This window comes from Streptomyces sp. CA-288835, assembly GCF_050936385.1.
Lineage (GTDB): Bacteria > Actinomycetota > Actinomycetes > Streptomycetales > Streptomycetaceae > Streptomyces.
This window is the reverse complement of the sequence record NZ_JBNJMW010000001.1, coordinates 5617888-5642857: the sequence shown is the minus strand read 5'-3', so window position 1 is coordinate 5642857 and position 24970 is coordinate 5617888. Positions and strand designations below refer to the sequence as shown.

Here is a 24970-nt window from a genome sequence, read left to right as displayed (position 1 = left end):
CGATTCAGACGAACTTGCGACGCTCAGTGAATGAGCCCCTCCGTCCCCGAGCCTTCGCCTCCTCCGGAGAACGAGCCCCCACCGGTACAGGAGAGCAGGAGCCTGCAGTTCGTCGCCGCGCTCCCGCCCGCTTCTTCTGACGCGCCCGTTTCGGTTCCGACGCGGAACAATGGGTTCATGACCCAGCCCGACCTCCAGGTCCAGCACGCCCAGCCCTCCGTCGGCTCCATCGCCGCGCACCGACCGCACACCGTGTCGGCCGTGGTCTCCGACCTCGAGCCCGACATCGACGCCGACCTCGACGCGTACGAGGAGACCGACGGCGTCGGCCCACAGCTCCCGCCGAACCGCTTCCTGGACCGGGAGCGCAGCTGGCTCGCGTTCAACGAGCGCGTCCTGGAGCTCGCCGAGGATCCGGACACGCCCCTCCTGGAGCGGGCGAACTTCCTCGCGATCTTCGCCAGCAACCTGGACGAGTTCTTCATGGTCCGCGTGGCAGGCCTGAAGCGGCGTATCGCGACCGGCGTCGCCACCCGCTCGGCCTCCGGTCTGCAGCCGCGCGAAGTGCTGGAGATGATCTGGGCCCGCTCCCGTGAGCTGATGGCCCGGCACGCCGCCTGCTACCAGGAGGACGTGGCCCCCCAGCTCGCGGAGGAGGGCATCCACCTGGTCCGCTGGAACGAGCTGACGGAGAAGGAGCAGGCCCGTCTCTTCACGCTGTTCCGCAACCAGATCTTCCCGGTCCTCACGCCTCTCGCGGTCGACCCGGCGCACCCCTTCCCGTACATCTCGGGTCTGTCCCTGAACCTCGCGGTCGACCTGAGGAACCCGATTTCCGGCCACCGCCACTTCGCGCGCGTCAAGGTCCCGCCGCTGCTGTCCCGCTTCCTGGAGGCCTCGCCCGGCCGTTACGTCCCCCTGGAGGACGTGATTTCCGCGCCGGCCCACCTGGAGGAGCTGTTTCCGGGAATGGAGGTCCTGGAGACCCACATGTTCCGGGTCACCCGGAACGAGGACCTGGAGGTCGAGGAGGACGACGCCGAGAACCTCCTCCAGGCCCTGGAGAAGGAGCTCATGCGGCGCCGCTTCGGGCCGCCGGTGCGCCTGGAGGTCGAGGAGTCCATCGACCCGTACGTCCTCAATCTCCTGAGGCGTGAGCTGAAGGTCTCCGAGGCCGAGGTGTATCCGCTGCCCGGCCCCCTGGACCTCACCGGCCTCTTCGGCATCAGCCGTCTCGACCGGCCCGAGCTGAAGTTCCCGAAGTTCGTCGCGGGCACCCATCGCGATCTCGCCGAGGTCGAGTCGGCGTCGGCGCCGGACATCTTCGCCGCCCTGCGGGAGCACGACGTCCTGCTGCACCACCCGTACGACTCCTTCTCGACGTCCGTGCAGGCCTTCCTGGAGCAGGCCGCGACGGACCCGGACGTGCTCGCGATCAAGCAGACGCTGTACCGCACCTCCGGCGACTCGCCGATCGTGGACGCGCTCATCGACGCCGCCGAGTCCGGCAAGCAGGTCCTCGTCCTGGTCGAGATCAAGGCGCGCTTCGACGAGCAGGCCAACATCAAGTGGGCCCGCAAGCTGGAGGAGGCGGGCTGCCATGTCGTGTACGGGCTGGTCGGCCTGAAGACGCACTGCAAGCTGTCGCTGGTGGTCCGCCAGGAGGGCGAGACGCTGGCCCGCTACTCCCATGTGGGCACGGGCAACTACCACCCGAAGACGGCTCGCCTGTACGAGGACATCGGCCTGCTGACCGCCGACGCCCAGGTCGGCGCGGACCTCTCCGACCTCTTCAACCGGCTCTCCGGCTACTCCCGCCGCGAGACCTACCGACGCCTCCTCGTGGCCCCCAAGTCCCTGCGCGACGGCCTGATCGCGCGGATCAACAAGGAGGCGCAGCACCATCGCGCCGGGCGTCCCGCGTATGTCCGTATCAAGGTCAACTCGATGGTGGACGAGGCGATCATCGACGCTCTCTATCGCGCGTCGCAGGCGGGCGTCCCGGTTGACGTGTGGGTACGCGGCATCTGCGCGGTACGGCCGGGAGTGCCCGACATGTCGGAGAACATACGGGTACGTTCCGTCCTCGGCCGTTTCCTCGAGCACTCCCGCATCTTCGCCTTCGGCAACGGCGGCGAACCGGAGGTGTGGTTCGGCAGCGCCGACATGATGCACCGCAACCTCGACCGCCGGATCGAGGCCCTGGTCCGGGTCAAGGACCCGGCCCACAGGGCCTCGCTCAACCGGCTCCTCGAGACCGGCATGTCCGACAAGACCTCCTCCTGGCACCTAGGCCCCGACGGCGAGTGGACTCGCCACGCGACCGACGGCGACGGCCAGCGGCTGCGCAACGTCCAGGAGATGCTCATAGACGCCCGGAGGCGCCGGCGTGGCAAAGCAACACCTTGACCCTGCGGCGGGACCCGTGGCCGGGGACTCCCTGGAGGCCTACCTCCAGGCCCAGGCCACGGAGTTCCTCCGCGCGCTGCGGCAGCACCGCGAGACGGGCGGCAGCACGGCGTCGGGCGGCAACGGCGGCGGCAACGGCACGGCGGAGACCGTCGACGCGGCCCGCGCCCTGCGTCGCTCGGCCCGCCGTATCAGCGGCACCCTGCACACCTTCCGCCCGCTCCTGGACACGGACTGGTCGGAGGCCATGCGCCCCGAACTGGCCTGGCTGTCGGGCACGCTGGCCCGCGAGCACGCGTACGCGTCCCGCCTCGAGCGCCTGCTCGGCGCCCTGAACCGGCTGTCGGGCTGCTCCCCGATACCAGCGCAGGCGACGTCAGAACAGCGTCAGGAGAAGAGCACCCTCACCGTGGGCGCGGCCAAGGCGGGCGCCCTCCTGGAACGCCAGCTGACCCTGGCCCGGACGCGCGCCCACTCCGCGGCCCTCCAGGCACTCGGCTCCAGCCGCTTCCACGCCGTCGCGGACAGCGTCGCCGTGCTGGCCAGCGAGGTCCCGCTGAGCCCGGCCGCGACCGGTGCAGGCCTCAAGCCCCTCGCGGCAGCCGCGGAGGACCGCCTCAGCGACGCCGTCGCCGGACTGCCCCTGGTCAGCGCGGGCCACCCGTACAACGCGGAAGCCCTTGTCCACGGCCTCTCCGCGGACCCGGCCCCGCAGCCGCAGGACGCCCCCTGGCACCAGGTCCGCCTTCTGCTGCGCCTGCACCGATACGCCCGCGAGGTCCTGTACGGCACGGAAGCCCCCGTAGACGTACGCCTGTTGGACGCGGGCCAGGCCCTGGACCGGCACCGGGACGCGGCGGAGGCGGCCACGGCGGCGGCATCGGCGGCCCGTACCCCGCGGATCGCCCCGGCGACGGCGTACGCGCTCGGGGTGCTGCACGCGGACCAGCGACACGAGGTGGAAGCGTCCAGGTTCGCGTTTCGGCAGGCCTGGTTAAGGGAGACAGTCGGTACTTCGTGACCCAGGGAGGGACTGTGCAGACGACCGACGGCAACCCCGTTCTCGCGGCGGGCTGCGTCCTGTGGCGCCGCTCGCCCGTAGACAGCGAACTGGAGATCTGCCTGGTCCACAGGCCCAAGTACGACGAATCGTATCATCGGGGACTACGGTGGACTAGATAAATGACAGGAACGCAACTAACGTACGGCCTGTGATCGACACTAGGAACCCGGCACGTCCGTCCAAGACGTTCTCCCGCTCCTACGTCGCTCCCGAGCTGCAAGCCCACCTAGACCAGGGGGGAACAGTGGAGGAGTGGCTAGGCGGGAGAACCCCCATCGCATCCCTAGCCCGCATCTCTGCGGACCACCTTGACGGCGACGCCATCGGCGTTGGCCGCCAACACAAGAACAACACCCGGAACGCAGCCCTGCACGGCTGCGCAGTCGTCGTGCACTACGAGGACAACAACATCACTGCCGCCAAGCGCGAGGTGGTCCGCCCCGCGTTCGTGCAGATGATCAGAGACATCACGCACGGCCACGAAGAAGAGACAGGCATACCCCTGAGAGGCTGCGTTGCAGTCGAGAGGGAGCGTGTCTACCGACTGCCGCGCGACTTCATCGCCCTGCAAGACGCCTTGACGATGGTGGGCGAAGGCGTCTTCATCGAAGACAAGAACCTTCTTGATCTCGTCAACGATGACGGAGCGATCCTCTCGGGACTGGTGCTCTCTGGCACAGGAGAGGCAGAGGTCCGGAAGATCCGTAAGCGGACCAAGCGCAACGCGGGGGACCGCGCTGAGGAGGGAGCCATCTACAGCGGCCCTCGCCGCTTCGGCTGGCTCGGCGCCTCCAAGGACCCTTACCGGTTCGGCAACCACAAGAAGGACCCGAAGGAGTGGCCCGAACTCCTGCACATGATCAAGCTGCGGGCAGGGGGCCGCTCCTGGCGAGGCATCACGGGCGAGATGAACCGCAGGCGGGTTCTGACGGCCCGAGGGGGCCGATGGTCCGAACAAGGCGTCAAGGGTGCCGTGACGAACCCTGCATGGTGGGGCGGTCGTGTCCTCAACGGGGCGCTAGTCACCAACACCGAGACAGGCGAACCCGTCATCGGCAAGTGGGACCACTTCGACCCCCGCCCAGAGGAGGAGGGCGGGGATGGGGTCGGCTATGAGACCTGGAAGCTCATCATGGCTGGAGTGGAGGCCAACCGCCTTCACCGTGGCATGAAAAAGGCCCCCGCATCTGAGGGGGCTGAGGAGAAACTTCGCACTGGGAGCTACAAGTTCTCCGGTGTGCTTCGTTGCGGCCGTATCAATGAGCTGGGAGAGACGTGCTACAGCAAGCTGTCCGGAAACAAGGCATCCGGTGTTAACGCCAAGTACGGCGACTACTACCGGTGCGGAGACCCCAACTGCAAGGGCCTTGGGCGACGGGTTGCCCCCGTTGACGAGTTCCTTGAGGAACTGATGTTGTCCTACCTGGACAAGCATTTCTCAGGCACCAAGCCCACAGTGGTTCCCTGGCGAGGCCAGGACAAGCTAAAGGCACTGATTCAGCAGCGAAAGGCCATCAAGGCCTCTGTTGCTGATGGAGAGGCCGACTGGGGTGATGTGCACGACATGCTGACTCGCCTCAATCGCAACATCAAGGCACTTCAGGACGAGGAACAGGATCACCTGAAGAAGGAGAGGAAGCGGAACCTTCTCCGAGGGTGGAGCCGAGAAAAATGGGGCCAAATGGAGCTAGACGAAAAGCGAGAGGTAATCACTCAAGTCCTCGCCTCAGTTGTCGTCATGCCAGTCCCTAAGGACCGGAGCGACAAAGCCCCATTTGACCCCAAGCTACTGGTCGTGTCTTGGCGGAAGGAGAAGAAGGCTAAGCCTTCAGATCAAGCCCCAGAAGAAACGCCAGTCGTTCAAGCTGCTTAGGGCCCGGATCGGGCGCCGTAGATAGCTGACTCTGGACCCATTCTTCCTTGGAGACGGTGGAACGACCACTCCATGCCCCCGGCTTCGTGCCGGGGGTTTCCTCTTTCTGCACTACTTCCTCCCCCAGTCCAACACTTTCGCGTCCCACCCCGTTTCAGTCCGCCACACCACGCGGAACACACCAGCCGACTTAAGACGAGGCAAGCACCGGTAGCACGGGGCACGGGTTATGTAGACCGTGCCGCCTTCCAGGTCTTCACGCCTCGCATTGATCAACAAGTTCTCTTCGGCATGGATCGCAATGCAGTTCCCGTAATCACTGCCAGCGGGGATCTGCTCGTACGTGGCCCGCCCTCGGGGACAGGCGCCCGCTAGACAGCCCTTCTCGCCTGGAACCGTGCCGTTCATCCCCGACATGACTACGCGCCTTCTACGGTCCAGGAGGACCGCACCAACACGTGATCTGGTGCAGTCCCCCCGAGGAGCTACCGCGTCAGCAATGCCGAGAGCCCAGTCATCCCAAGAGGGACGATCAGAGGGCTTACTCACAGTCGAACTCCCCCGCACCCCTCCAAGGAAGGTCTTCCTGAAGCGTCCCCGCTTCCACTCGGTACAGCAGCTTCCAGGAGTGGCCTTCTCGCTCGTACACCTCGCCACCCCGAACGCCTCGGTATTGCCAGGACCGCGTTTCGTAGTTGTATCGAGAGGGCCGCTCATATGCGACAGCAGACTTAGCCCTGTGAAGCCCGTTGTGATACTTCAGCGCTGGACTGCGGTCAGGAACAATGGAGGCATAGGGCAACCCCTTGAGCCCGCTCCTCCACAGATCGCAGCGTTCTTCCATCTCTGATGGCACTAGTCCCCCTGAATAAAGACGTTGGTAGGTATTCCAGCCTTCATGGCCAGATCAGCAGTCATAGAAGCCCCCGCACTGCCACCCCTGATGAAGGCAAAGCACAAGTCGGCCCCCGCTCGAACCATCTCGGCATTGCGCCGGAACCCAGCGCTCTTCCCGTAGGCGTCCCAGTCAGCCGGGTGCCGGCTGACCCGCATCCCGATCTCTCGTGCGAACCGGTCCGCCATTGCATCGGCCCCCCGAGGGCAGGCCCCGTGAATCAGAAGCACGTCACGGGGCCTGTACCTCCCGAGCCACAGCACTTCTCCGATGACCCCTTCTAGGAGGCCAACGTCAGTCCACGTGCGAGAGCCAGTGACGAGAAGCCGGATCAGCCCTGAGCCTCTGTGTCCTCCAGGAGCGGGTGGAAGCCCATGATGGAATTCCAGGTGTCGCCTGCCATCTCCTTGGCAAGCTCATGAGGAACACCAGAGGCCACAGCCTCAGTAAGGACAGTCCCCGAGATTCGGGCAGCAGTGATGGCATACGCCCCCTGCTTGTGCAGTCGCTCAGCGTTCATCTGGTTCTCGATGCCCGAGATCAGTTCCTCAAAGGAGCCCGCGGCTTCCTTGTCCTGCTCGTTCTCGCCCATGATTTCTCCCCCTAGTGCTTACTTTCTTCAAGTTCAAGGACGCTCCCCCAGGAGCGCTTACCTATCTCGGCATCAGCCGGAATCAGGAGACCGTTAACGGTGAACTCCATGAGTCGTGCGGCCTCTCGCGCCATCTCAGGCGCTTCCTTCTCCGGGAACGAGAAAACGATCTCGTCATGAATTGGGAGGCGCATGAAGGGCGTAAAACCAGCCTTGTCGAGTCTCAGGAGCGCCCTTGCGGTCACATCCCGAGATCCGCCCTGTACGTAGTAGTTGAGAGCCCGGAACCACTTGCCGGGGTCAACCGGCAGACGCCTACCAGTAGCCGTGTAGACGAAGCCAGTTTTACGGGCCTCATCCGCCAGCCGTTTACCGAAGGCACCGACCCCCGGATACGTCCTGGCGAAGGCGTCCAGAACCTTCCTGGCCGTCTCCTCATCGATGTGGGCTTGCTCCATGAGGGCAGCCCAGCCACCCCCATACACGGTCAGGAAGTTCGCCATTTTGCCGATCTTGCGGGCAACGTCCGCAGCATCAGCAGTTATCTGGTGCAGATCCAATCCGTTGAGGAACGCGTTCAACATCGTTGGGTCACGCGAGAAGGCAGCCAGATACCGGAGTTCCATATTGCCGAAGTCGATGGAACACGAGACGTGCCCCTCATCGGCAAGGAACATGTGCCGTACGTAGCCATCCCCCGAGGGGAATGTCTGTGCCGGAATGCTGCCCGAAATGCTCATCCGGGACGTCCTGGCCAGGAGAGAATTTATCGATCCGTGCACCCGGTCATTCGAGTCACGCCCATTCAGCGCCCTCTCAAACCACGTCTTCCGCCATTTGCCAGCCTTCTTAGCCCGAACCACGGCATGCGCAAGATCGTGCCCAATGGCCGAGAGGACATCATCGTCAATCGACAGATTGCCCTTGGCTGTCCGCTTGGTGAGCTTCACACCGAGGTCAGTGAATACGTCAATGAGCTGCTGATTGCTGTTGACGTTCTCGACGCCAAACGATTTGGCGACGATTTCCCATCGCTGCTGTTCCGCCGACAGTTCCGCACACCGGGCCTCGGCGTACTCAACATCAAGCAGGTAACCCGTCCGCTCCATTTTTGCGGTCACATGGGCTAGCCGGTGTTCCCAGCCGATAAGTCCCTGAGACTTAGACCGAGCGGGTACAAGGCGATAGAGGATCTGGAAGAGGCGATACGCAAGAGCCGGGTCCATTCCCGCATAGAGAAGGAAGTCCGTATCCGAAAGATCAACCAGCTTCCAAATCTTCTCCTTCGTGGTCTTGTACCGCTTTGCAATCTCCCGCATCGAACCTTTGACCTCATCTGCTGTCTTCTCGCAGATGTAGAACTTGGTCAACTCTTCAAGCTTGAGGCCTGGACCTTTTTCCTTAACGGCTCGACCGTCCACGAGGTGAGCCAGAAGCCTGGTATCCCACATCTTCGGAGCAAGCTCCTCCATGGGGATTCCTAGAGTGGCCTCCACTACGTGGAGATCAAAGGTGCCGTTGTGGGCAATCAACCATTCAAGGCGGAGGAGAGCCCTACGCACGGCTTCAGCGAACGCAGGGCCCTTCTCCACGGGGATGACCCATGCTTCAGAGCCCGTGCCGAACTGAGCCAGCCGGCACCTGAAATCTTGGGCCCACCAATCGAGCCCTGTGGTCTCCGTGTCGAACCCCAGGATTCGATGCCGAGAGATGAACTCCTCGAACTCGGGGAGGTCCCTTTCAGTCTCGACAACCCGAATAGATATCGACTGGCCTTTGAGCCTGTAGGCAAGATTCAGCAAGGTACCTCCCCCGTCTAGCCCAGTTGTTCAATGAATGCCCTTCCTACGTACTCCGCGTAGGAAGGCGGGATGCACTCACGAATTCCTTCGCGAGACATCCAAGGAACGCCAAGATCCTGTTTGGCGTCGTCAACGCCGATGAAGTTGCCGACGTAATAGCCCATCTCGTCCGGCTTGCGCCTGCGGCCCATCTTCGTTTGGCGTCTTACATGCTCCGGGTGATCCGGCTGCTTTAGCTCCCACCCGCCCGTCTCGAAGAGGCGATGGCGATACGTGTTGAGCTGAAAGTAGGCGCCACACAAGAGAACCGGGTCACGCATTTCTGGCTGGGCCCCCATCACGTTCTCGATCACCCAGGGGACGCCTACGGCGTTAAGGGCATCCCGAGTGGGGCCCAATAGGTCTGGGTGGTCGTTCTGCATGATGCGTTGGGTCTTGCTATAGAGCTGACATGGCGGCGAGGCGTGTATGAAATCGAACCGGTGCCCATACGTAAGGAGGAACTGAATTGCTTCAGCTCTCACGAACTCGAATGGGTACCGAGGCTGCGGAGCGATGTCCACACCTACGACTTCAAAGCCCGCGTTGTGGTATCCCTTTCCTGCGCCCCCCTGGCAGCAGTAAAGGTCAAGTAGTCTCGGAATCCCCCCGTGCCCCCCTCTACGGCGCTACGCGACCGTGCTTGACGAAGGCGGCATGAGTGTGAGGCATCGACTCCCGAAACTCCCGCTCCATCCTCTCTGCGACCATCTCAATCTCCCGCTGAGGGAACGAGGGGAAACGAGCACCCTCGGAGATTGTTCGGAGACTCAGGAAGTGCATGAGCGACCTTGCATTACACGTCGCGTAGTACGACGTGAAGATGCCGACAGGAAGAACCATGCGGGCCACTTCTCGGGCAATGCCCGCCTTCAGCATTTCCTTATAGGCGGCGAAGGCCTCCCCGTATGCCTCCAGCATGTTGGAAGCCATGCGCGCGAAGTGGGCATCACTGCCCGCCTTGAAGACGTACGCGCCCGGCTTACCCTCCTGCAAAAGGGCTCGCTCCTTGGCAGGCACATAGAACGCGCCCTCAAGTTCCTTGTAGCGCCCTGACTCCTCGTTGTAACTCCACCCAGCCCTGTGTCTCATGTGTTCTCGGGCTACGAATATCGGGGCCTCTACGAGGAAAGTGAACGTGTTGTGTTCAAATGGGGAACCGTGACGGTCACGCATCAGGTAGTTGATAAGACCTTCGGTCGGTAGATCGTCGGCAGCCGATTCCTTTCCGATGGTCGATACGCGTGCAGCCTTGGCAACCATTGCGTCGTTGGCCGATAGGTTGACCAACTTCACGGTTACGTCAGACCGAGTGGTGATGTCTGCCACTGAATGACTCCAAACGAAAAGGGGCCGGGTTTCCCCGGCCCCTGTCTCGGTGCCTATGTAAAGCGGCTAGCTGTTACTTGAACTCGCCGGTCTTCTGGTCCTTCCACAGCGGGTCACACTGCGAGCCCTTCGGGGCATTGCAGAACAGGGCCGCCCAAGCGCCCTTGGCGCCCTGGCCCTCACGCAGAGTCCGGCCGTGCGAGCAGTTGTCACCAGCAGGACCCGAAGGAGCCGCGGACTGCACCTTGCCGCCCTGGAAAGTCTTCGGGGCGGAGTTCCCGCCCTTGCCTGCGGTGGGCTGGTGGGTGTCACGCATTTTCACGGCCGCAGACGACACCAGCTCGATCACGCCGTTGTCGGCAAGTGCCTGCACCAGCTCACGAACGCGCTTCGCGGTCTCGTCCGCAGTGGCACCGAACACGGTGGGCGTGAGCCATTCGGCGTCATAGCCCGCAGCGGCCTTGAGGGTAATTCCGATCTTGAAGGGGTTCGGGGCAACAGCGGCAACGGCATCGGTCATAGGCTTGATCTCCTTGGGAGTTTCCGGCTCGCCCCACGGGGAGGCGCCATCGAACGGATTCGGGAAGCTCATTCAGCTCTCTTCGTCGTTGTTGAGAGTGCGCCCACACACGACAGGAACGCAACTTACTTTCCATGAAAAAAGGGGCCCTCAGATCGGGCAGGCGCCCGAGGCACAGATTTCGTCGTACGAGGTATCCGAGTTCTCGATGCCTACGGCTGCCGCAAGCTCCTCGTACTCCTCCTTGCTGATGCGCTCATACGGAGGCTGCTCGAAGGACAGCTCAGGGAAGATGGTGGTTCCCTTGAGCTGGGAGAGGAACGGAGTCAGGGCCTCAACGAGGTCATCAACCGTGTACTCCTCCGGGTCGACGTTGGCTGTGTAGGACACAGCCTGATCCGCCCAATGCTTCTGGTAGAGAGCCTGGACCGAAAGCATGTCCCTCAGCGTCAGGTCTCCCGCGTGCTGGAAGATTCCTCCCCCTGCATCAACAAGCGGGTCTTTCGTCGGGATGGTCACGACGCTGGTATTCGCAGCGTACTTGTCCGGCTCGACGTGGTAACCCTTGCGCCTGTACTCCTCCACCTGAGCCTTCTCAGCAGGTTCCAGGTCACTGAACCGTATGCGCCTCTTGAAGTAGCCCGCGAAAGGAGCGTGTACCGCCTCGCCCGAGGTGCCGGCGAGCTTGGAAGTGGTTCCCGTAGGAGCGATGACCCGAGTCTTGATCGGCACAGGGATACGGAGTTCGTTTGCGTACTCCCTTGCCGCAAGGTTCACGGTCTGAGCCATGACATCAAGCTCAAAACCGATACCGCCTTGCGCCGCCCTGGAGTACTTGACTCCTAGCTTCACCAGGAAGTCAGCGAAGCCCAGATGCCCAACGCCTATGCGCCGGTATCGAGCAATGGCCTCAGCAGACTTCGGATCAGCCACCTTGGCAAACGTTGCTCGAATCAGGTATCTCGTGAGGTACCGGTGCGCATTCCTCAGGCCGTCGTCGTCGATCTCACCCAAGTCGCTCACGAACGCGCCGAGGTTGACGGAACCCAGATTGCAGGGCTCCCACGCGGTCAACGTCGCCTCACCGCACGGATTCGTGGTGTAAGTGCCGTCAACTTCCCCAACAGCCGTCAGAGACGAGTTCCACACACCCGGCTCACCGTTCCGAAGCATCCCCTTAGCGATCTCCCGGAGGATCGGCATGGAAGGACTCGACATCTTGCGGAGAAGACGGGTGAAGTCGGTGTCAATCTCCACACTGATGTTGGTCGTCCAGTGCCCTCCCTCCGCCTTGATTTGAAGGAACGACCAGATGAGCGGGTCCCGCCAATGCATGATGCTCATCCGTGCGGATCGACGGACACCACCAGAGACGATGCACTGAGCGATCTCGTGATCAATCCGCATGGCGTCGATACCGTGCAGCGGGCGCCCGTGCGCCTCCTTGAGCACCTGGCCCACGGCCTTGAGCATCCGGCCGAAGGGCTCAGGTCCCGAGGCCGTTCCGCCGAACTGCTTCAGCGGGCTCCCCTTCGGCCGTACACGGCTCACGTCGTAGACACGAGCTGCGTGACGCGTCGCCGGGTCGTGCGCTGTACGGATCAGGTCCCCTAGGGCCTCAGCCCAGCCCTCACGGCTGTCCTGGACCTGATAGGCGCCCGTCCACTCGTGGCTGTACTCGGTACTGATCAGCCCAGCCTCAACGAGGTCGAGATAGTCAGCATGGTCCGGGTCACAGACGACGTGGACCTCTACCGGGATGACCAGTTCGGGGAAGCCCTCGAAGTACCGGGAGGAGTAGTTAGCCCCCACACCTCCGCCCTCCGCCAGGCGGAGAAGGGTGAAGGTGAAGTGTTCCGAAGGATGCGCGGAGTCCCAGCCAGCCGCCCAACAGTTGTTCAGGGCAAACGGGTTCACCCCTGAACTCTTGAGGTGCCGGCCAGCAGGCAGCACCTTGAAGGAGCCGATCAGGTCGAGCAGCGCAGTCCGCTCGCCCTCCTCCTGGTACCGCTCGGGCACGAGACCGAGATTGCCGTCAACGACGCGCTCAACGGTCTCCTCCCAAGTCTCCTGCTGCCCATTGGGCTTCACCCGAGAGTAGGTTCGTTCATAGACGGTCTTGGCCGTCTCGGTCGGGAATGACGTCATGCAGTCACCTTTCGTAGGTCACGGTTCATTTGCCTGGCGAGTGAGTCGAGCCCGCGGTTGCTCGCCTTCCGCTCCGTGTCGTCCTTCGGCGGAAGCCCGAAGACATACCGCCGCATCAGTACGGCTCGCTGAGTCTTGGGAAGCCGGTTGAGCGCCAGAGAAGCATCAAGACGAGCGGAGACGAGATTGTCAGTGATACGGCAGGAAAGAAGGTCGTCCTCCTTGCCCAGCATCTGACCTAGCTCCTCGTCCGAGTAGACGAAGGTGGCAAGGGCCAACTTCGCCTCATCGGGCGTGTAGTAGTAATTCCCGTCCTCAACGTCCCTCGCGTCTCGTTCCTTTGAGGCGTACTGATTTCCAGCGGTCTTACAGAACACCCAGAGGAACGAGTCCTCATAGTGCTTCTCGATGAGCGTGCGACGCTCGTATGCATGGAGGAGGATCGCTTGTTTCACGTCGTCCTTCTCCACGACGCTCCAGGCCGAAGCTATTGATCTCGCGGTCTTGTCCGCGATCTCAGCCACGTGAGCCCAGTCGATCTCAGTCACGTGGTGCCCCCCTTCTTCACGAAGCGTCCCCCGACGCCTCGAACGATCTTCCCGTAACGCTCGCCTTCCACGACGAACGAGCCATCTCGACGGATGTCAATGGGATAGGGGGATACGTCGTGGTCTCCGACGTACAAAATGCCGAAGCCCATTTGCCAATTTGCAACGGCCCCAGGACCGAGGTATTGAGCCTTTCGCGGGTCCATGATGTGCCCGACTTCGAAGCCCCAGCGCATTCCCCCGAGATGGCTGGGGCCATGGCGTCGAACGCCAAGCCGGTGGGTGTGGCCCATGACGAGATTTGTGGTGGCCTTGCTCGCGTGCCCGTAGGCAGTGGTGCCGGCGATGCTGGACAGGCCCTTGATCTCGTGCCCGTGGATGAGTGCGGTATCCGGTCCCACCTTGTGAAACGGCGGAGTCAGGCTGATGCCGAAGCCGTCGAAGTCCAGCAGCCTGGAGAAGTGGAAGTCACTCGCGTACTCGGCCAAGGCCGGAGCCTTGGCGCTGAGATACGTTCGAGGACGAAGGTCGTGGTTGCCTTCCAGGATTCCGAACGGGCCGTCATAGACAGCCCGGATCGGCTCGAACACCGCCCGCTTGGTCTTCTCGGACTCGCTCTTGACCTGCTGCTGATATTCGTACCGCGTCCCCTCATTCCAGCGCGAGGGGGTTTCATAATCGTTCAGGTCACCGATCTGGTACAGCTCATCGGGCTGGTAGTGCCCGATGAAACCGATCAGATTGTTCAGTGCCTTCGGATCGTGGTACGGAACCTGAAGGTCTGAGATGACGACTACACGCTTCAAAGAGTCTCCCCCGTGGCCTTCACGTAGGACTCACCCCAGGTCTCTCCGTTGTCCTGATGCATCTGCATCCGGTTGAGGGTGTCCCTGGTCTTGGTCGAGATGCCGGGGACAGCAACGTTGACGAGCTGGTAAGCGGTCTTGCCCTCGTGCCTCACCAGTTCCTCAAGTGGCATACCGAGCCGGTGAAGGACAACACCGATTGCACACCCAGGACTCACGATCGTGCCGTCTTCATCCTTGTGGACGTAGAAGCATGAATCGTCGTTTGCGTCTTCCTGCATGTACTCCGGAGACGAGTAGGCGTAATCGGGCTTCTCGGCCACGACCTCACGCAGTTTCGACAGAACGGCCTCGTCAGAGAATGTCAGGGTGTCGGTACCGGTGCTCACTTTGCGTCCTTTCCGGTCTGGTCATGCTCAAAGGTGGCCTTAAAAACTGTGCCGTTGGCCTTGTGGTAAATGCATACGCCTTCCGGGTCCATGAAACCGGGGGCCGCGAAAGAACCCACACGCTTCAGCTTGGCCATTGCCAAGCCGACTGCCATGGTGGAGAAAGGGCCCTCGTAAACGGTGGGAACAACGCTGAGGTCTGCATCTCCAAGCGTTGCGCTCAGTCCCCACCACTTGCCCGTATTGAACAGGGAGAAGGTTTTTCCCGCCTGTCCATATCGGCGTTGGATTCCAGCACCCCACCATTCACCGAAGTGCAGGCCCTCCCCCAGCAGCTCGACCAGCCCGGCCGCGTTCTTATAGACCCATCCGGCAAAACCGAAGCTGTCCGCCTTCGGAGTGATGATGTGATTCCGGGACTGGGCATACACGCAGTAATGCCGATCGCCCACCTTGACGTGATTGCCCAGGTTCTGAAGGGCAGTTTCGTCGGTGCCCGGCACGATGCCGATAGCAGCGTTAGTGCCGTCAAGTTTCTCGGTGATCACGCAATCTCGGAAGATCCGGGCCGTCTTGGGCCACTTCTGAAACTGGATCTCCGTCACGCCTGCTCCCCGAACTCGGCGTAGTACGCCTGGCCCCAGGTGTGTCCCCTGTCCTGCGCCATCTGGACGCGGCGGAGCTGGGCGCCCATGTGTGTGTCAGGGTCCAGATCAAGGCCCGTCAGAGCGCCAGGAGCGCTCAGCCCTTCCACCTGGCTCAGGGCCTCAAGGGAGATGCCCAGGCGGTGAAGGACCGTGCCGACGATGCAGCCGGCACCGAGCTGGTTGCCCTCCTCGTCCTTGTGGACGTAGAAGCACGACCCGAAGCCCTCGGGGTCCATGTGCTTCGGAGCCACGTAGACCTTGTCAGGGTTCTCCTTCACGACCTCCCGAAGAGTGGCCTTGATGGATTCCTTGGTGATGGCTGGAATGGTCTCGGTAGTCACTTGCTCTGCCCCTTTTCAATGCGCTGAATCTCGCGGTCGACGTACCAACGAGCTTTCTTGAGGTCTTCCAGCTCAGTAGCCGGGTTCTTGTGCCCGGCACGAGCGAGGTACTTGACGGCATTGCCCCGGTTGAAATTCAGGTGCTCTGTGAGGTCGATGACCTCAAGGCCGTTCGGCAACCAGGTGTAATGGCTCGGGTGGTTGACTGAATCCGTCTTGCCCAGGGGATTTCTCGCGTCCAGGTCCGGCCGCAACTCGTCTTCCGCGTACCAGACGTAGCGGACGATTGAGGTATAGACCTTGACGTAATAAGGGCGAGGAGCGGAAGACCGCTCCGAGATGCTGGCTATTTGGCCTCTGTGCCCGGAGTGTTCGCCAGTGGCTATCCGGACCTTGTCGCCAATCTTGAGCTTCACAACCCGATCCGTTCTTTCAGGGCCTCGGGCCCGTAGTCGAGAAGGACCGCATTCGAGTCCAAGTCGTCGGTCATCTGAATGACCTTGCCGTTGGGCAGTTCACTCGCCAACTCATCCATGAACGTGACTCCAGGGCCGTCCTCAGCGATGAGAAAGACGGTCTCGTAACCGAGGAGTGCAGGCGTCCAGTAGTCGCGCCATGTGCCTGTACCAGGAGCCCCCACAGAAGGGATTCCTGATAGGTCCCAGGACATCGTGTCGAATTCGCCCTCAACGACGACCAGGACCGCACTTGTCTGGATGAGCGCGTTGGTATTGAAGAGCCGCGGTGGATCTCCGGGGAGGCTCATGTATTTGCCTCCCTTGTGGTCGTGCTTCTCCTTCATGCGCTTCTCGAAGAAGTACGAGCCGTCAGAGTCCTTTACGCACTCGTCGGCGATGCACCGGAAACGGTTAGTAGCAACTCCGTCGTCTCCACCAGCCGGGCGGAGATACGGGATGCAGAGGCTCCCCGCGTACCGCTCATGACCAGGTTGAGCCGAAAGGACGTAGCCCAGACCGAACTTGCCGGCGACTTCCCCGAGGCCCCGAGCCGTTACGTACTCCTCGGCTGGGCTCCCCGGATACATCTGGTGGTACGTCTTGGCTATCTCCACCGAATTCGCGATGTGCAAATTCTTGGGCTTCAAGGAAGCCACAGTTCCTCTCTCTCATGATCACTGCATATGAGTCCTCTGACAGGTTGCAGACAAAGCAGTTCCAGCGATCCGTGTCGAGATTCACCGACGCTGACGGGTTGGAGTCAGCATGGAGGGGACAACAGACTTTCTGTCGTCCCCTCGTTGCCGTGATATTCAGCCCGTAGAAGTGCGCCAGGACCCTAGCGATTGCTGGCTTCGGCGGGCTGCTTCTCGTTGTCACCGATACGCCTTACGGTCACCGGAAAGTCGTACTTGCGGGCAGCGGCCTGCCACGTGAAGTAGTTGCCGCGCCAGTTCCGGGAGAACGACGGGTCAGAACCCGTGTACGTGTCGCTCATCAGAAGGGGAAGACGGAAGACTTCTTGTTGCTGAAGAACAGAGCCCCGCTCCCGAGGTACTTGAAGGGGTGCTCACCACCCACCATGTAGTCACGAACACCAGCGTCCCGGAGGGCCTCGGTAACAGCCGCGTAGTGCTTGCGCGGGCTGTGCTCAGGGTCGCCACCGATCTTGGCGCCCACGGCCATCAGCGTTTCCGCCTCTTCGATGGAGACAGTGAGAGTGATCGCAGGGACCTTCTCAACCCGCTCGATCGTCTTGGAAACGGTCGTCTTTGCAGCCTCAGCCATTTTCAGTTCCTCAGTGTCGAGTGTTCAGGGGCGGGGAGTCAGTACGAGTAACGCTTGGGCTCGGTGAGCCAGCGCTGAGAGCCGTTGAGCTGACGCAGAAGGTCAGTGCCGAGAAGGCTCAGGCCCGCATTGCGGAGCGAGTTGTAAACGGCATCCGTGTGCTTGCGCGGGGACCCGACGCTGTCACCCGTGACGTTGCCTACCAGGGCCATAACCGCCAGGGCCTCGTCCTTGGAGAGGGTCAGCGTGTATGCCGGAACCTTCTCGGTCTTCGTGACGGTCTTCTCAACAGTGGTGCGCTTGGCCTCAGCCATTTTCATTCCCCTTGTCGTGGGTGTATCTGGGTCCGAGAACTTTCCAGGCCGGATAGTCCTCTAGGTAATCTGCGGCCCGCCGTAGAACCTCTGGCCGGTCCCTAGCCCCCCGTGCTAGGAGCTGGCTATTGCAGCGGGCACAAAGAAGGCCGCGAACCGCCTCTGTCTTGTGACAGTGGTCCACGGCCAGATTGGTCTTACGGGTTTCTCGGCAGATTGCGCATTTGCCGCCCTGCGCCTCAAGGAGGCGCTGATAGTCCTCGGCGGTCAGCCCGTAGGTTGCCTGGATACGCGTGTTACGCGCTGCTTGCCGGCGACTGGTCTTGCGGCAGGAAGAACAGACCTTCCCCCGAGAGGAGGTGTAGAACCTCTCAGACCTGTTCTTCCCACACTTTGCGCACTCCCGGAATCCCTTTCGGGATGCCGCCATTAGACCCCCGTCCTTATGGCGGCCTCCAGCTTGCGCATTTCCTTGAGTCGCGAGTACTCGTCAACCAGGGCGAAGAAGTTGAAGAGCGGGATTGCCGCCTGCATGCTCCTGCCCTTGAAGTCGATGACAGCCGTCCTGACTCCCCCCTTGGCTGCACCGATGAGAACTCGGGAAAGCTGGTGCAGGTTCAGGCGCCTCGGGTTGTCGATCTCGACCACGATCGCAACACCCCCGGTGTCTACCCCCGACAGGTCCAGTTGAGGGAAGCGTGTATCGAGCGCAAACCCGAATTCTCGCTCAGCCTTGAATCCGCCTTTGATGCCTTGAACCGCTGCCATGCTTTCCATTTTCAAGGTACGCCCTTCGGTGACAGTAACGCAACTTATTAAGCAGCGAAAGAACCCGGAAGCTCCTCGTCAAGCTCCTCCAACCGCAGGTTCGAGCGGTTGAGGCGGAAGCTTGCGAAGGTCCCCCCGGAGGAGTCTTCGAATCCTTCGCGATTCTTCACCGGGCTCACATTGAGGATACGGGAGTTAATTCCGTCAACCTCTTTGTGAATGGTGAGGATGAGAGAGGGGACACGGTGGACCTTGCCCTTGACTCCGCTCAACGGAATGGGGCTGAGTCCGTCCGAGTGCTCTCCCGTCACATGATGCAGCCCGAGGACGTGAGCATTCGTCTCCCTGGCCATCTCAGAGAGGTATTCACACAGTCCCTCAAGACCAAATGTGTACGACTCCGCATCGCCCACATTGCCGGTATCAACGTTCGTGATGTTATCCACTACTAGCAGATGAGGAGTGCATCCGTAGACCTCTAGATAACACAAGAGATAAGTCTCTACCTCCTGCTGGGTGGGCCGCGCGGAGAAGTTAAATCGGGACCACCAGCGCTTTCCTAGAGCATCCTCGTACTCGGAGAAGTCACTTTCCAGGAGCGCCTCCTTGATGACCTTGGAGTCCTCGCCGGTAATCATTGCCGTGGCCCTGGCCACCTGAGTTGCCGCGCTGGAGTCTGCGGAGAAGTACAGGACCGGTACGTTAGCCACCACGGCCAGGAAGAGCGCAAACAGGCTCTTTCCCGTACCAGGGCCCGCGACCACTAGCGACAGCTCGGCCCGTCGGAACTCGACTTCGAGTCGCTTGAGGGATTTGAAGGCGTTGGGAATCGGCTCCCCGGCCGCCCCTCGAATCCCTACCGACTGCGTCAGCGAAAACATGTATCCACCTCCTTTCCACTTCTGCCGTTTGACAGTAACGCAACTTACTGGGGCAAAAAAATGCCCCGGAGGGCGTCCTTCTACTTCGAGCGTAAGCCAGGGTCGCTCATTCAGGCAACGAGGTTTCTACCCTCGCCGGGCTGAACACGCGTGGGAGACATCACAAAACCTACAGTGATAGCCCGGCCTGGCGGGGAAGTCCCCTGCCTTCACTCCCTGGTCCAGGCTGACGAACTGCTCGGCAATGTATTCCTCCGTGACCTCAGCGAGGTCTACGGGCCTTGAAGGCTTGCCCGTCCGCGCCATGTACCAATCTGCGTCATTGACTTCCACCCCCAGAACTTTCCTCGCCAGAACGCCATAGGTCTGGAGCTGGAACTTGCTCTTCGTGCTGCCTGTCTTGAGGTCCCGCACTCTCACCGAGCCGTCAGGCTTGGCTAGAAGCTGGTCCACGTAGCCCTGAACAGTGACCCCAGCGAGGTCCGCCGTCAAGTGCCTTTCGATGCCCGGCCCCTGCTCGTCCTTCCAGATGACGGGCTCGTTCTCCTCCGCCCACCGGACGTAGGCACGAGTCTGCTCCATCCCGAGGACGTACCTCGCCTCAATGTCCGACTGCCCATCGGTGCCGGCTGTCATCCACCAGTCTAGATTGGGCTCGTCCTTGAGGCTCTTGTTCACGAGGGCCGTGTAATCCGCGTGGAAGAGGTCTGCAACCTGATCCGCGGTGAGCCTCCGACCACCTTCCTCGTACGTTTCGATCGCCGCATGAAATGCCGATCCCTGATGAGACCAAGCAGCGGGCCTAGGAGTTACTCCCCTGACCCGCTGTAGTTCGTACTGGTGTGGGCACTTGTCGTACTGATCACGCTGACTTACGGAGCGAGCCATAGTCATAACTCGCGTGAGCCTGTCTGCCATACGCCTGCCATTCGGGCCTGTACTCCGGGTGCACTAAATGCACCTGGAACGTGTTGGACAACGGAAACCATTTGTGAGGGTGACTGTAGAAGTCGGTTTCCGCAACCCGTTTTCTCCAGGGCCCTGCCAGCTCCCCGTCAAGCTGCCGAAGGGCCGTGTGGTCCTCCGGGAACAACACATCTGACTCAGTGACGATGAAGTACGTCCCTACCGTCAGCGTGGCCACTCGCTTGATACGCAGGGCCTCGGAGCCGTACACGTCCGCCCGCTGCACGGGCAGGGCCTCCCCCATCGCCCGTCGCAGTTCCGCCCCTGTCCTCCAACGTGAAGCCACGCCCCCTAAAACCATGAGCACCACACGCTCCCCGTTGCCTTATCCAGTGCATCGAACGACTGTGCGATAGCTCGTCCGTGAGACGAGCGTAACCCTGCAAAGTCGTGAAGCAAATGTGAAGACTGCTGTGTCGTGGATCACAGAGAGCGCTTGCCTCGAAGCGCGCAACCAAAAAGGGCCCTCGCAGGTCGAAGCCTGTTCGGGCCAAACTTGTTGACGATTTGTCAGCTATCGTCAGCGACGTCCTGACCTGCTTCCCAGTGGAACAGGTCAGTCCGGTCGCCCTTCGGAACCTTCGCAGGCCACCGGATGACGAGTGATCCGTCTCTCACAGGGTCACGCTGCACGTAGCGGGCGCCCTCGGCGTCGTCCAGCTCCAGGACCTCACCGCGCTCCACATGGTTCAGGAAGGCCCTGAGGTCTTGCTGTGACCGCCTGGAAACCTCCAGGCCCATCCGTTCCCGCAGGAAGGCCCTCAGTCCTAGAAACGACCGCTGGCAACTGATCTTCTGCTTTTGCGGGTGATTGGAGAGGTCCCAAGGGAGCACGGAAGTTACATCCGACTGAGGACCCTTGCGGTATTCACCCATGGAATTGAAATGCTTAGTAACGGCTTGGTGAGAAACGCCGTATTCCTTGGCAATGTCCTCATGAGTCATGCCAGCTTCGACCTTCTTTAGAAGCTCAGCATTGTCGGGAAGAACGCGCTTCCTCATCCCAATCTCCCGGTTGTCTGTTTCGGCTCCACTCACCTCCAGCGGGTTGACGCGCGGAGAGTAGCCGCACTCTACCGCTACCGGCAACACCTCCACACCAACGTTTCACAGTCGTGTGATCTAGGTCTCAGTCAGACCGGCCTACGTCCGGTATGGCCATACAGGACACGTACATACTTAGTGAGAGCAAAAGACAGAACATTACTGCTAAGAAGTAACTTCAGTCACACCAATCTCACCCTGAGTGACTCTGCCAAGTTGCCTTAGCAGTGGAGCGAGTGAGGCCGCCACAGGCGAGCCTTCCCCTCTGTTGAGTCTCCCTGATGGTCCTAGCGGCCCAGGTTAGAGAGCCAGAAGGGGCGGTGGCCCCGGCGCCAGAATAGAAGCCTCCGGGGCCACCACTCAAGACCGCCTCCCCCGCCTTAGCTCCCATCCGCGTCAAGGCGGAATCACAGTCCGAACATCAGTCGAACAGGGGCAGGTGGACTCATGCCAAGAGCTGCGTCTATCTGCCTGGTGTCCGGATGCACGGCGAAAACTAGCCACTCTGGCCGATGCGCCGAACACGCTCCGCCTCAGCGTCCTTGGGCCCGCAAGAGTGTCAGGAACCAGCTCCGGGATAGCCGTTGGGAACGACACATCAGGCCAAGGGCACTAGCCCGAGACGCCTTCGCTTGTGTCGTCTGCGGTGAGCGTGAGCGCCTGGAGGTCGACCACGTTGTACCCATCGCCAAGGGCGGGACGTGGACACTCGACAACGCCCAAACCCTGTGCAAACCGTGTCACGACGCTAAGACACTTCGGGACAGACGAACAGCTTGATGCCCTCGTTGTGCGAGGGAAGCGGCCCCTAGCTCAGTCAAGCGAAAGAGCGCCGGATTGAAACCCCGGAGGTCACCGGTTCAAGTCCGGTGGGGCCGACTCAATGACGTGTAGCTCAATGGCAGAGCAGTGGACTGTTAATCCGCGGGTTGCTGGTTCGAGTCCAGCCATGTCAGCAGTGGGGTAGCTCCCCTGTCTCTGAAACTCCCCCTGATCAGGGGACGGAGGAGACGCGCGCTTCTTCTAGCGGTCTAAGAACCCTCCGTGGAGGAGGTAACGCGGGTTCGAATCCCGTAGCGCGCCTAGCTTTCCCTGTTGGTGCAATTGGCAGCACGCCGGGCCCTGGACCCGGAAGTTGGGGTTCGAGTCCTTGACGGGGAGCCGTAGCGGGGTGGCGCAGTTGGTAGCGCAGCGGGCTCATAACCCGAAGGTCACCGGTTCGAGTCCGGTCCCCGCAACTATCTGAATCTGTAGCTCAGTTGGTAGAGCACGGGGCTCTTAACCCTGGTGCCGAAGGTTCGAGTCCTTCCAGATTCACATAGGGGCGTTCCGTGTGTGGCTGATCAGCGCACGCCCAAATGAAGGCAACGTGAGGGTAGCTCAGCGGCCCAAAGCACCCGACGCAATCGGGGGACGCCGGTTCGAATCCGGCCCCACTGCATGTTGTTGCTGTCCGACGACGGAACCCGGACGGCACCCCTGGTCATAGCTCAGTCGGAAGAGCGCCCGCTTTGGGAGCGGGAGGCCGCAGGTTCGAGCCCTGCTGACTAGACAGAGAAGAACCCCCCGGTCTGCGTTCCGGGGGGTCCCCCCGACGTTAGCAGCGTCCGCAGCGTGATCGCGGCCTCTTCCAAAGTTGTTGTTACCCCTAGGAAGTGATGCACCAATGCACGAGGGCCAGGACGAGCCCGAAGGCCCTCGCCTGAGGGCCGCTGACCAGCCCAACAGGGCACAGCGCAAGGCCAGTTGGCGTCAGGATGCGCTCTTCGAACTGGAGGAGCTGGGCGACCTCTTCAACCTCCCCGCCTCCGTGCGGCACGTCGACCCTCCGGGGGTTCGGCTGTGACCAGAGGACCAGCCCCCAAGGAGAACGCGGCACGCCGCAACGTTCACCAGCACGCGCAGCAGCTCCCCGCCGGCACTCAGCCCGGCCGCGAGCTGCCGAAGGGGCTCGGCATCACGACCCCTGGCGCGAAGCGCTTTTGGAAGACGTGGAGTCAGGCCCCGCAGACAGCTGCATGGACTGAGACGGACTGGGCCGAGCTTGAGCTGACTACGAAGCTCGTTGACGGCCTTTTCCTGGGTGACCTGAAGCTTGCCGGTGAGATCCGGCAGCGAGTTGCCAAGTGGGGCGCAACGGTCGAGGACCGCGCCCGACTCCGAATGACTTTCGAAAAGACCGATGAGAACGAGCCCGCGGCGCCTTCTGAGGCCCCTACGGAGGTCGACATGGACGAGGAGCTTTACAAGCTGCTGAACGGCTCCTAGATAGGCGGGTGAGGCCCTGTGCAGACAGGAAACCTCCCCGCAGGAGTACCGAAGCCGACTGAGACTCTGGGATACCAGATCATTCGCTGGGCTCAGAAATACATCGTCCAGCCTGATGGAGACCGAGCCGGGGAATCCTGGCAGTTCACACCCGAGCAGCTGCGCTTTGTGTTGTGGTTCTACAGCATCCGGCCAGACGGAACCTGGACGTACAGCGCGGCCACGCTTCGACGCGCAAAGGGCTGGGGGAAGACGCCTCTCCTCGCGGCCTTGGCCATCGTGGAATTCCTCGGGCCCTGCCGCTTCAGCCACTTCGACGCCTTCGGGCTGCCAGTCGGCAAGCCGGTCCCTCTCCCTGTTGTGCAGATCGGTGCTACGGCGCTCGACCAGACGGACCAGACGCTAGACATGATCCGAGGAATGCTCTCGGAGTCTCCCGCAGAGTCTGAGTATGGCTTGGACATCGGTAAGAGCATCGTCCAGTTCAAGTCTGGCAAGCCCGGCTCTATCAAGCCGAAAGCGACTGCCGGCCGAACCAACGAGGGCAACAGGCCGACGTTTGCACTCATGGACGAGGTCCACCACTGGGTTTCCAGCAATGGCGGTCCGGACTTCTACCAGACCATCAAGCGAAACATTGAGAAGACGACTAAGGCGGGTTCGCGTTGGGTCTGTACGACGAATGCGTACAACCCCAACGAGGACAGCGTTGCCCAGATCATCCATGAGTCCGACATGGTCACTCAGGGGTATTGGCTGTACGACTGCCTAGAGGGCTCCATCGACGTTGAGGACATCAGAGATGAAGCCTTGGTTCGAGCGTCCCTGATAGAGGCGTATGGAGACGCGACATGGGCCGACATCGACGGCCTGACGCGAACCATCCTGTTTGACCGCACGACTCCTGACAGCACCTATTGCCGGTTCTTCTTCAACCAGATCGCCGAGTCTTCAGACGGCTGGATGAGTAAGGCCGAATGGGATGCCTGCCTGGACGAGGACGACCCTATAGAGCCCGGCGATCAGATAGCCGTGGGCTTTGACGGGTCGATCCGTGGTGATGCTACGGGCCTTGTCGGAGTCCGCTTGCGGGATGCGAAGTTGTTCGTCCTCGGTGTCTGGGAGCGTCCTGAGCACGCTCCCGATGACTGGGAAGTCGACGTTCTCTCAGTAGAGGCCGCCGTGAATACGGCCTTCAAGACGTACCGCGTTGAGTGGTTCTACGGAGACCCGCCTTACTGGCAAGAGAACATCGGCCGTTGGTCCATCGAGCATGGCGAGGACTATGTCTTTGAGTTCTGGACGAATAAGCCAACGAGGATGGTCCAAGCCGTCGAGCGTTTTCGCACTGCCGCCATGGTGGGCGATGTGAAGCATGACGGAGACCCGCGCCTTACCCGGCACGTCCTGAATGCCGTGACCCGTGAAGTACCTCAGGGCCTCCTCATTACGAAGGACAGCCCGAGATCCAAAAGGAAGATCGACCTTGCCGTATGTGCCGTGCTCGCTCTTGAGGCGAGAGCAGACGCCATCGCTGATGGCCGTATGCAGATCCGGAGGTCCAGAGTAGTGGGGTGGTAGCC

At 61.6% G+C, this 24970-nt stretch carries 31 protein-coding genes and 8 tRNA genes; 15 read left to right on the top strand and 24 right to left on the bottom strand.

Translation table 11 applies throughout. The features are described from left to right. Positions 1 to 30: 30 nt before the first annotated feature. From ACQEVY_RS25640 to ACQEVY_RS25630, 3 genes are all read left to right on the top strand, one after another. Positions 31 to 2409: an RNA degradosome polyphosphate kinase gene (locus ACQEVY_RS25640; RefSeq protein ID WP_432951802.1), complete on the top strand. Its 2379-nt coding sequence runs from the start codon at positions 31 to 33 to the stop codon at positions 2407 to 2409. Next, complete coding sequence (locus tag ACQEVY_RS25635; protein ID WP_432951801.1) at positions 2390 to 3430, top strand: CHAD domain-containing protein; 1041 nt, start codon at positions 2390 to 2392, stop codon at positions 3428 to 3430. Before ACQEVY_RS25640 ends, ACQEVY_RS25635 begins: the two co-directional genes overlap by 20 nt. 190 nt (positions 3431 to 3620) lie before the next feature. Then, entirely contained in the window at positions 3621 to 5345 is a 1725-nt protein-coding gene (locus ACQEVY_RS25630; RefSeq protein WP_432951800.1) for a recombinase family protein, read from the top strand. 111 nt (positions 5346 to 5456) lie between these two features. On the opposite strand, the gene ACQEVY_RS25625 is transcribed toward ACQEVY_RS25630, so the two are convergent. From ACQEVY_RS25625 to ACQEVY_RS25510, 24 genes are all read right to left on the bottom strand, one after another. After that, entirely contained in the window at positions 5457 to 6062 is a 606-nt protein-coding gene (locus ACQEVY_RS25625; protein WP_432951799.1) for a deoxycytidylate deaminase, read from the bottom strand. 138 nt (positions 6063 to 6200) lie between these two features. Beyond that, positions 6201 to 6572, bottom strand: coding sequence for a DUF2493 domain-containing protein (locus ACQEVY_RS25620; protein ID WP_432955387.1), 372 nt, complete (start codon positions 6570 to 6572; stop codon positions 6201 to 6203). Next, complete coding sequence (locus ACQEVY_RS25615) at positions 6572 to 6832, bottom strand: hypothetical protein (protein WP_432951798.1); 261 nt, start codon at positions 6830 to 6832, stop codon at positions 6572 to 6574. Before ACQEVY_RS25615 ends, ACQEVY_RS25620 begins: the two co-directional genes overlap by 1 nt. An 11-nt stretch (positions 6833 to 6843) precedes the next feature. Further along, positions 6844 to 8634 carry a DNA polymerase gene (locus ACQEVY_RS25610; protein ID WP_432951797.1) on the bottom strand — a complete coding sequence of 597 codons (1791 nt, stop codon included), beginning with the start codon at positions 8632 to 8634 and terminating at the stop codon, positions 6844 to 6846. A gap of 14 nt (positions 8635 to 8648) precedes the next feature. Further along, entirely contained in the window at positions 8649 to 8987 is a 339-nt protein-coding gene (locus tag ACQEVY_RS25605; RefSeq protein WP_432951796.1) for a hypothetical protein, read from the bottom strand. Positions 8988 to 9294: 307 nt separating this feature from the next. Next, positions 9295 to 10002 (bottom strand): FAD-dependent thymidylate synthase, encoded by a 708-nt coding sequence (gene thyX / locus ACQEVY_RS25600; RefSeq protein ID WP_432951795.1) that lies wholly within the window; start codon positions 10000 to 10002, stop codon positions 9295 to 9297. 73 nt (positions 10003 to 10075) lie between these two features. Continuing rightward, positions 10076 to 10522 (bottom strand): hypothetical protein, encoded by a 447-nt coding sequence (locus tag ACQEVY_RS25595; protein ID WP_432951794.1) that lies wholly within the window; start codon positions 10520 to 10522, stop codon positions 10076 to 10078. A 150-nt stretch (positions 10523 to 10672) separates the two neighbouring features. Continuing rightward, a complete protein-coding gene (gene nrdJ / locus ACQEVY_RS25590) occupies positions 10673 to 12670 on the bottom strand; it encodes a ribonucleoside-triphosphate reductase, adenosylcobalamin-dependent (RefSeq protein ID WP_432951793.1) in 1998 nt (665 codons plus the stop codon). Beyond that, the gene (locus ACQEVY_RS25585; protein ID WP_432951792.1) at positions 12667 to 13218 is read right to left on the bottom strand and encodes a hypothetical protein; all 552 of its coding nucleotides are present in this window, start codon (positions 13216 to 13218) and stop codon (positions 12667 to 12669) included. The genes nrdJ and ACQEVY_RS25585 overlap by 4 nt, the downstream gene beginning before the upstream one ends. Then, entirely contained in the window at positions 13215 to 14024 is an 810-nt protein-coding gene (locus ACQEVY_RS25580; RefSeq protein WP_432951791.1) for a metallophosphoesterase, read from the bottom strand. The genes ACQEVY_RS25585 and ACQEVY_RS25580 overlap by 4 nt, the downstream gene beginning before the upstream one ends. After that, positions 14021 to 14413, bottom strand: a complete 393-nt coding sequence (locus ACQEVY_RS25575) for a hypothetical protein (RefSeq protein WP_432951790.1) — start codon at positions 14411 to 14413, stop codon at positions 14021 to 14023. The genes ACQEVY_RS25580 and ACQEVY_RS25575 overlap by 4 nt, the downstream gene beginning before the upstream one ends. Next, complete coding sequence (locus ACQEVY_RS25570) at positions 14410 to 15018, bottom strand: RNA ligase family protein (protein WP_432951789.1); 609 nt, start codon at positions 15016 to 15018, stop codon at positions 14410 to 14412. Before ACQEVY_RS25570 ends, ACQEVY_RS25575 begins: the two co-directional genes overlap by 4 nt. After that, on the bottom strand, positions 15015 to 15401 hold the full coding sequence (locus ACQEVY_RS25565) for a hypothetical protein (RefSeq protein WP_432951788.1): 387 nt from the start codon (positions 15399 to 15401) through the stop codon (positions 15015 to 15017). Before ACQEVY_RS25565 ends, ACQEVY_RS25570 begins: the two co-directional genes overlap by 4 nt. Then, positions 15398 to 15817: a DUF3310 domain-containing protein gene (locus tag ACQEVY_RS25560; protein WP_432951787.1), complete on the bottom strand. Its 420-nt coding sequence runs from the start codon at positions 15815 to 15817 to the stop codon at positions 15398 to 15400. Before ACQEVY_RS25560 ends, ACQEVY_RS25565 begins: the two co-directional genes overlap by 4 nt. Further along, entirely contained in the window at positions 15814 to 16446 is a 633-nt protein-coding gene (locus ACQEVY_RS25555) for a topoisomerase (RefSeq protein WP_432955385.1), read from the bottom strand. Before ACQEVY_RS25555 ends, ACQEVY_RS25560 begins: the two co-directional genes overlap by 4 nt. Beyond that, positions 16340 to 16600 (bottom strand): hypothetical protein, encoded by a 261-nt coding sequence (locus ACQEVY_RS25550; RefSeq protein ID WP_432951786.1) that lies wholly within the window; start codon positions 16598 to 16600, stop codon positions 16340 to 16342. Before ACQEVY_RS25550 ends, ACQEVY_RS25555 begins: the two co-directional genes overlap by 107 nt. A 97-nt stretch (positions 16601 to 16697) precedes the next feature. Continuing rightward, positions 16698 to 16856 carry a hypothetical protein gene (locus ACQEVY_RS25545; RefSeq protein ID WP_432951785.1) on the bottom strand — a complete coding sequence of 53 codons (159 nt, stop codon included), beginning with the start codon at positions 16854 to 16856 and terminating at the stop codon, positions 16698 to 16700. Next, complete coding sequence (locus ACQEVY_RS25540; protein WP_432951784.1) at positions 16856 to 17146, bottom strand: hypothetical protein; 291 nt, start codon at positions 17144 to 17146, stop codon at positions 16856 to 16858. Before ACQEVY_RS25540 ends, ACQEVY_RS25545 begins: the two co-directional genes overlap by 1 nt. A gap of 38 nt (positions 17147 to 17184) precedes the next feature. Next, entirely contained in the window at positions 17185 to 17460 is a 276-nt protein-coding gene (locus ACQEVY_RS25535) for a hypothetical protein (protein ID WP_432951783.1), read from the bottom strand. Beyond that, entirely contained in the window at positions 17453 to 17890 is a 438-nt protein-coding gene (locus tag ACQEVY_RS25530; RefSeq protein WP_432951782.1) for an endonuclease VII domain-containing protein, read from the bottom strand. Before ACQEVY_RS25530 ends, ACQEVY_RS25535 begins: the two co-directional genes overlap by 8 nt. Continuing rightward, complete coding sequence (locus tag ACQEVY_RS25525) at positions 17890 to 18228, bottom strand: hypothetical protein (RefSeq protein ID WP_432951781.1); 339 nt, start codon at positions 18226 to 18228, stop codon at positions 17890 to 17892. Before ACQEVY_RS25525 ends, ACQEVY_RS25530 begins: the two co-directional genes overlap by 1 nt. A 47-nt stretch (positions 18229 to 18275) precedes the next feature. Further along, positions 18276 to 19109, bottom strand: coding sequence for an AAA family ATPase (locus ACQEVY_RS25520; RefSeq protein WP_432951780.1), 834 nt, complete (start codon positions 19107 to 19109; stop codon positions 18276 to 18278). Between the two features lie 126 nt (positions 19110 to 19235). Then, entirely contained in the window at positions 19236 to 19997 is a 762-nt protein-coding gene (locus tag ACQEVY_RS25515; RefSeq protein WP_432955384.1) for a RecB family exonuclease, read from the bottom strand. Between the two features lie 588 nt (positions 19998 to 20585). After that, positions 20586 to 21173 carry a hypothetical protein gene (locus ACQEVY_RS25510; protein ID WP_432951779.1) on the bottom strand — a complete coding sequence of 196 codons (588 nt, stop codon included), beginning with the start codon at positions 21171 to 21173 and terminating at the stop codon, positions 20586 to 20588. Between the two features lie 393 nt (positions 21174 to 21566). On the opposite strand from ACQEVY_RS25510, the gene ACQEVY_RS25505 reads away from it, so the two are divergent. The 12 genes from ACQEVY_RS25505 to ACQEVY_RS25450 all read left to right on the top strand — a co-directional run bounded on the left by ACQEVY_RS25505 (position 21567) and on the right by ACQEVY_RS25450 (position 24968). Further along, on the top strand, positions 21567 to 21899 hold the full coding sequence (locus tag ACQEVY_RS25505; RefSeq protein WP_432951778.1) for an HNH endonuclease: 333 nt from the start codon (positions 21567 to 21569) through the stop codon (positions 21897 to 21899). A gap of 22 nt (positions 21900 to 21921) precedes the next feature. Then, positions 21922 to 21998: transfer RNA gene (locus tag ACQEVY_RS25500), tRNA-Phe, on the top strand. 5 nt (positions 21999 to 22003) lie between these two features. Further along, positions 22004 to 22075, top strand: a tRNA-Asn gene (locus ACQEVY_RS25495). 56 nt (positions 22076 to 22131) lie between these two features. Continuing rightward, positions 22132 to 22202, top strand: a tRNA-Pro gene (locus tag ACQEVY_RS25490). A gap of 6 nt (positions 22203 to 22208) precedes the next feature. Then, positions 22209 to 22280, top strand: a tRNA-Gln gene (locus tag ACQEVY_RS25485). A gap of 4 nt (positions 22281 to 22284) precedes the next feature. Beyond that, positions 22285 to 22357, top strand: a tRNA-Met gene (locus tag ACQEVY_RS25480). 6 nt (positions 22358 to 22363) lie between these two features. After that, positions 22364 to 22436: transfer RNA gene (locus ACQEVY_RS25475), tRNA-Lys, on the top strand. Positions 22437 to 22483: 47 nt separating this feature from the next. Next, positions 22484 to 22560 (top strand) — tRNA-Cys (locus ACQEVY_RS25470). A gap of 38 nt (positions 22561 to 22598) precedes the next feature. After that, positions 22599 to 22671: transfer RNA gene (locus ACQEVY_RS25465), tRNA-Pro, on the top strand. Between the two features lie 114 nt (positions 22672 to 22785). Continuing rightward, positions 22786 to 22965 (top strand): hypothetical protein, encoded by a 180-nt coding sequence (locus ACQEVY_RS25460; protein ID WP_432951777.1) that lies wholly within the window; start codon positions 22786 to 22788, stop codon positions 22963 to 22965. Next, entirely contained in the window at positions 22962 to 23387 is a 426-nt protein-coding gene (locus ACQEVY_RS25455) for a hypothetical protein (RefSeq protein ID WP_432951776.1), read from the top strand. The genes ACQEVY_RS25460 and ACQEVY_RS25455 overlap by 4 nt, the downstream gene beginning before the upstream one ends. A gap of 18 nt (positions 23388 to 23405) precedes the next feature. Then, positions 23406 to 24968, top strand: coding sequence for a hypothetical protein (locus ACQEVY_RS25450; protein WP_432951775.1), 1563 nt, complete (start codon positions 23406 to 23408; stop codon positions 24966 to 24968). Positions 24969 to 24970: the final 2 nt, after the last annotated feature.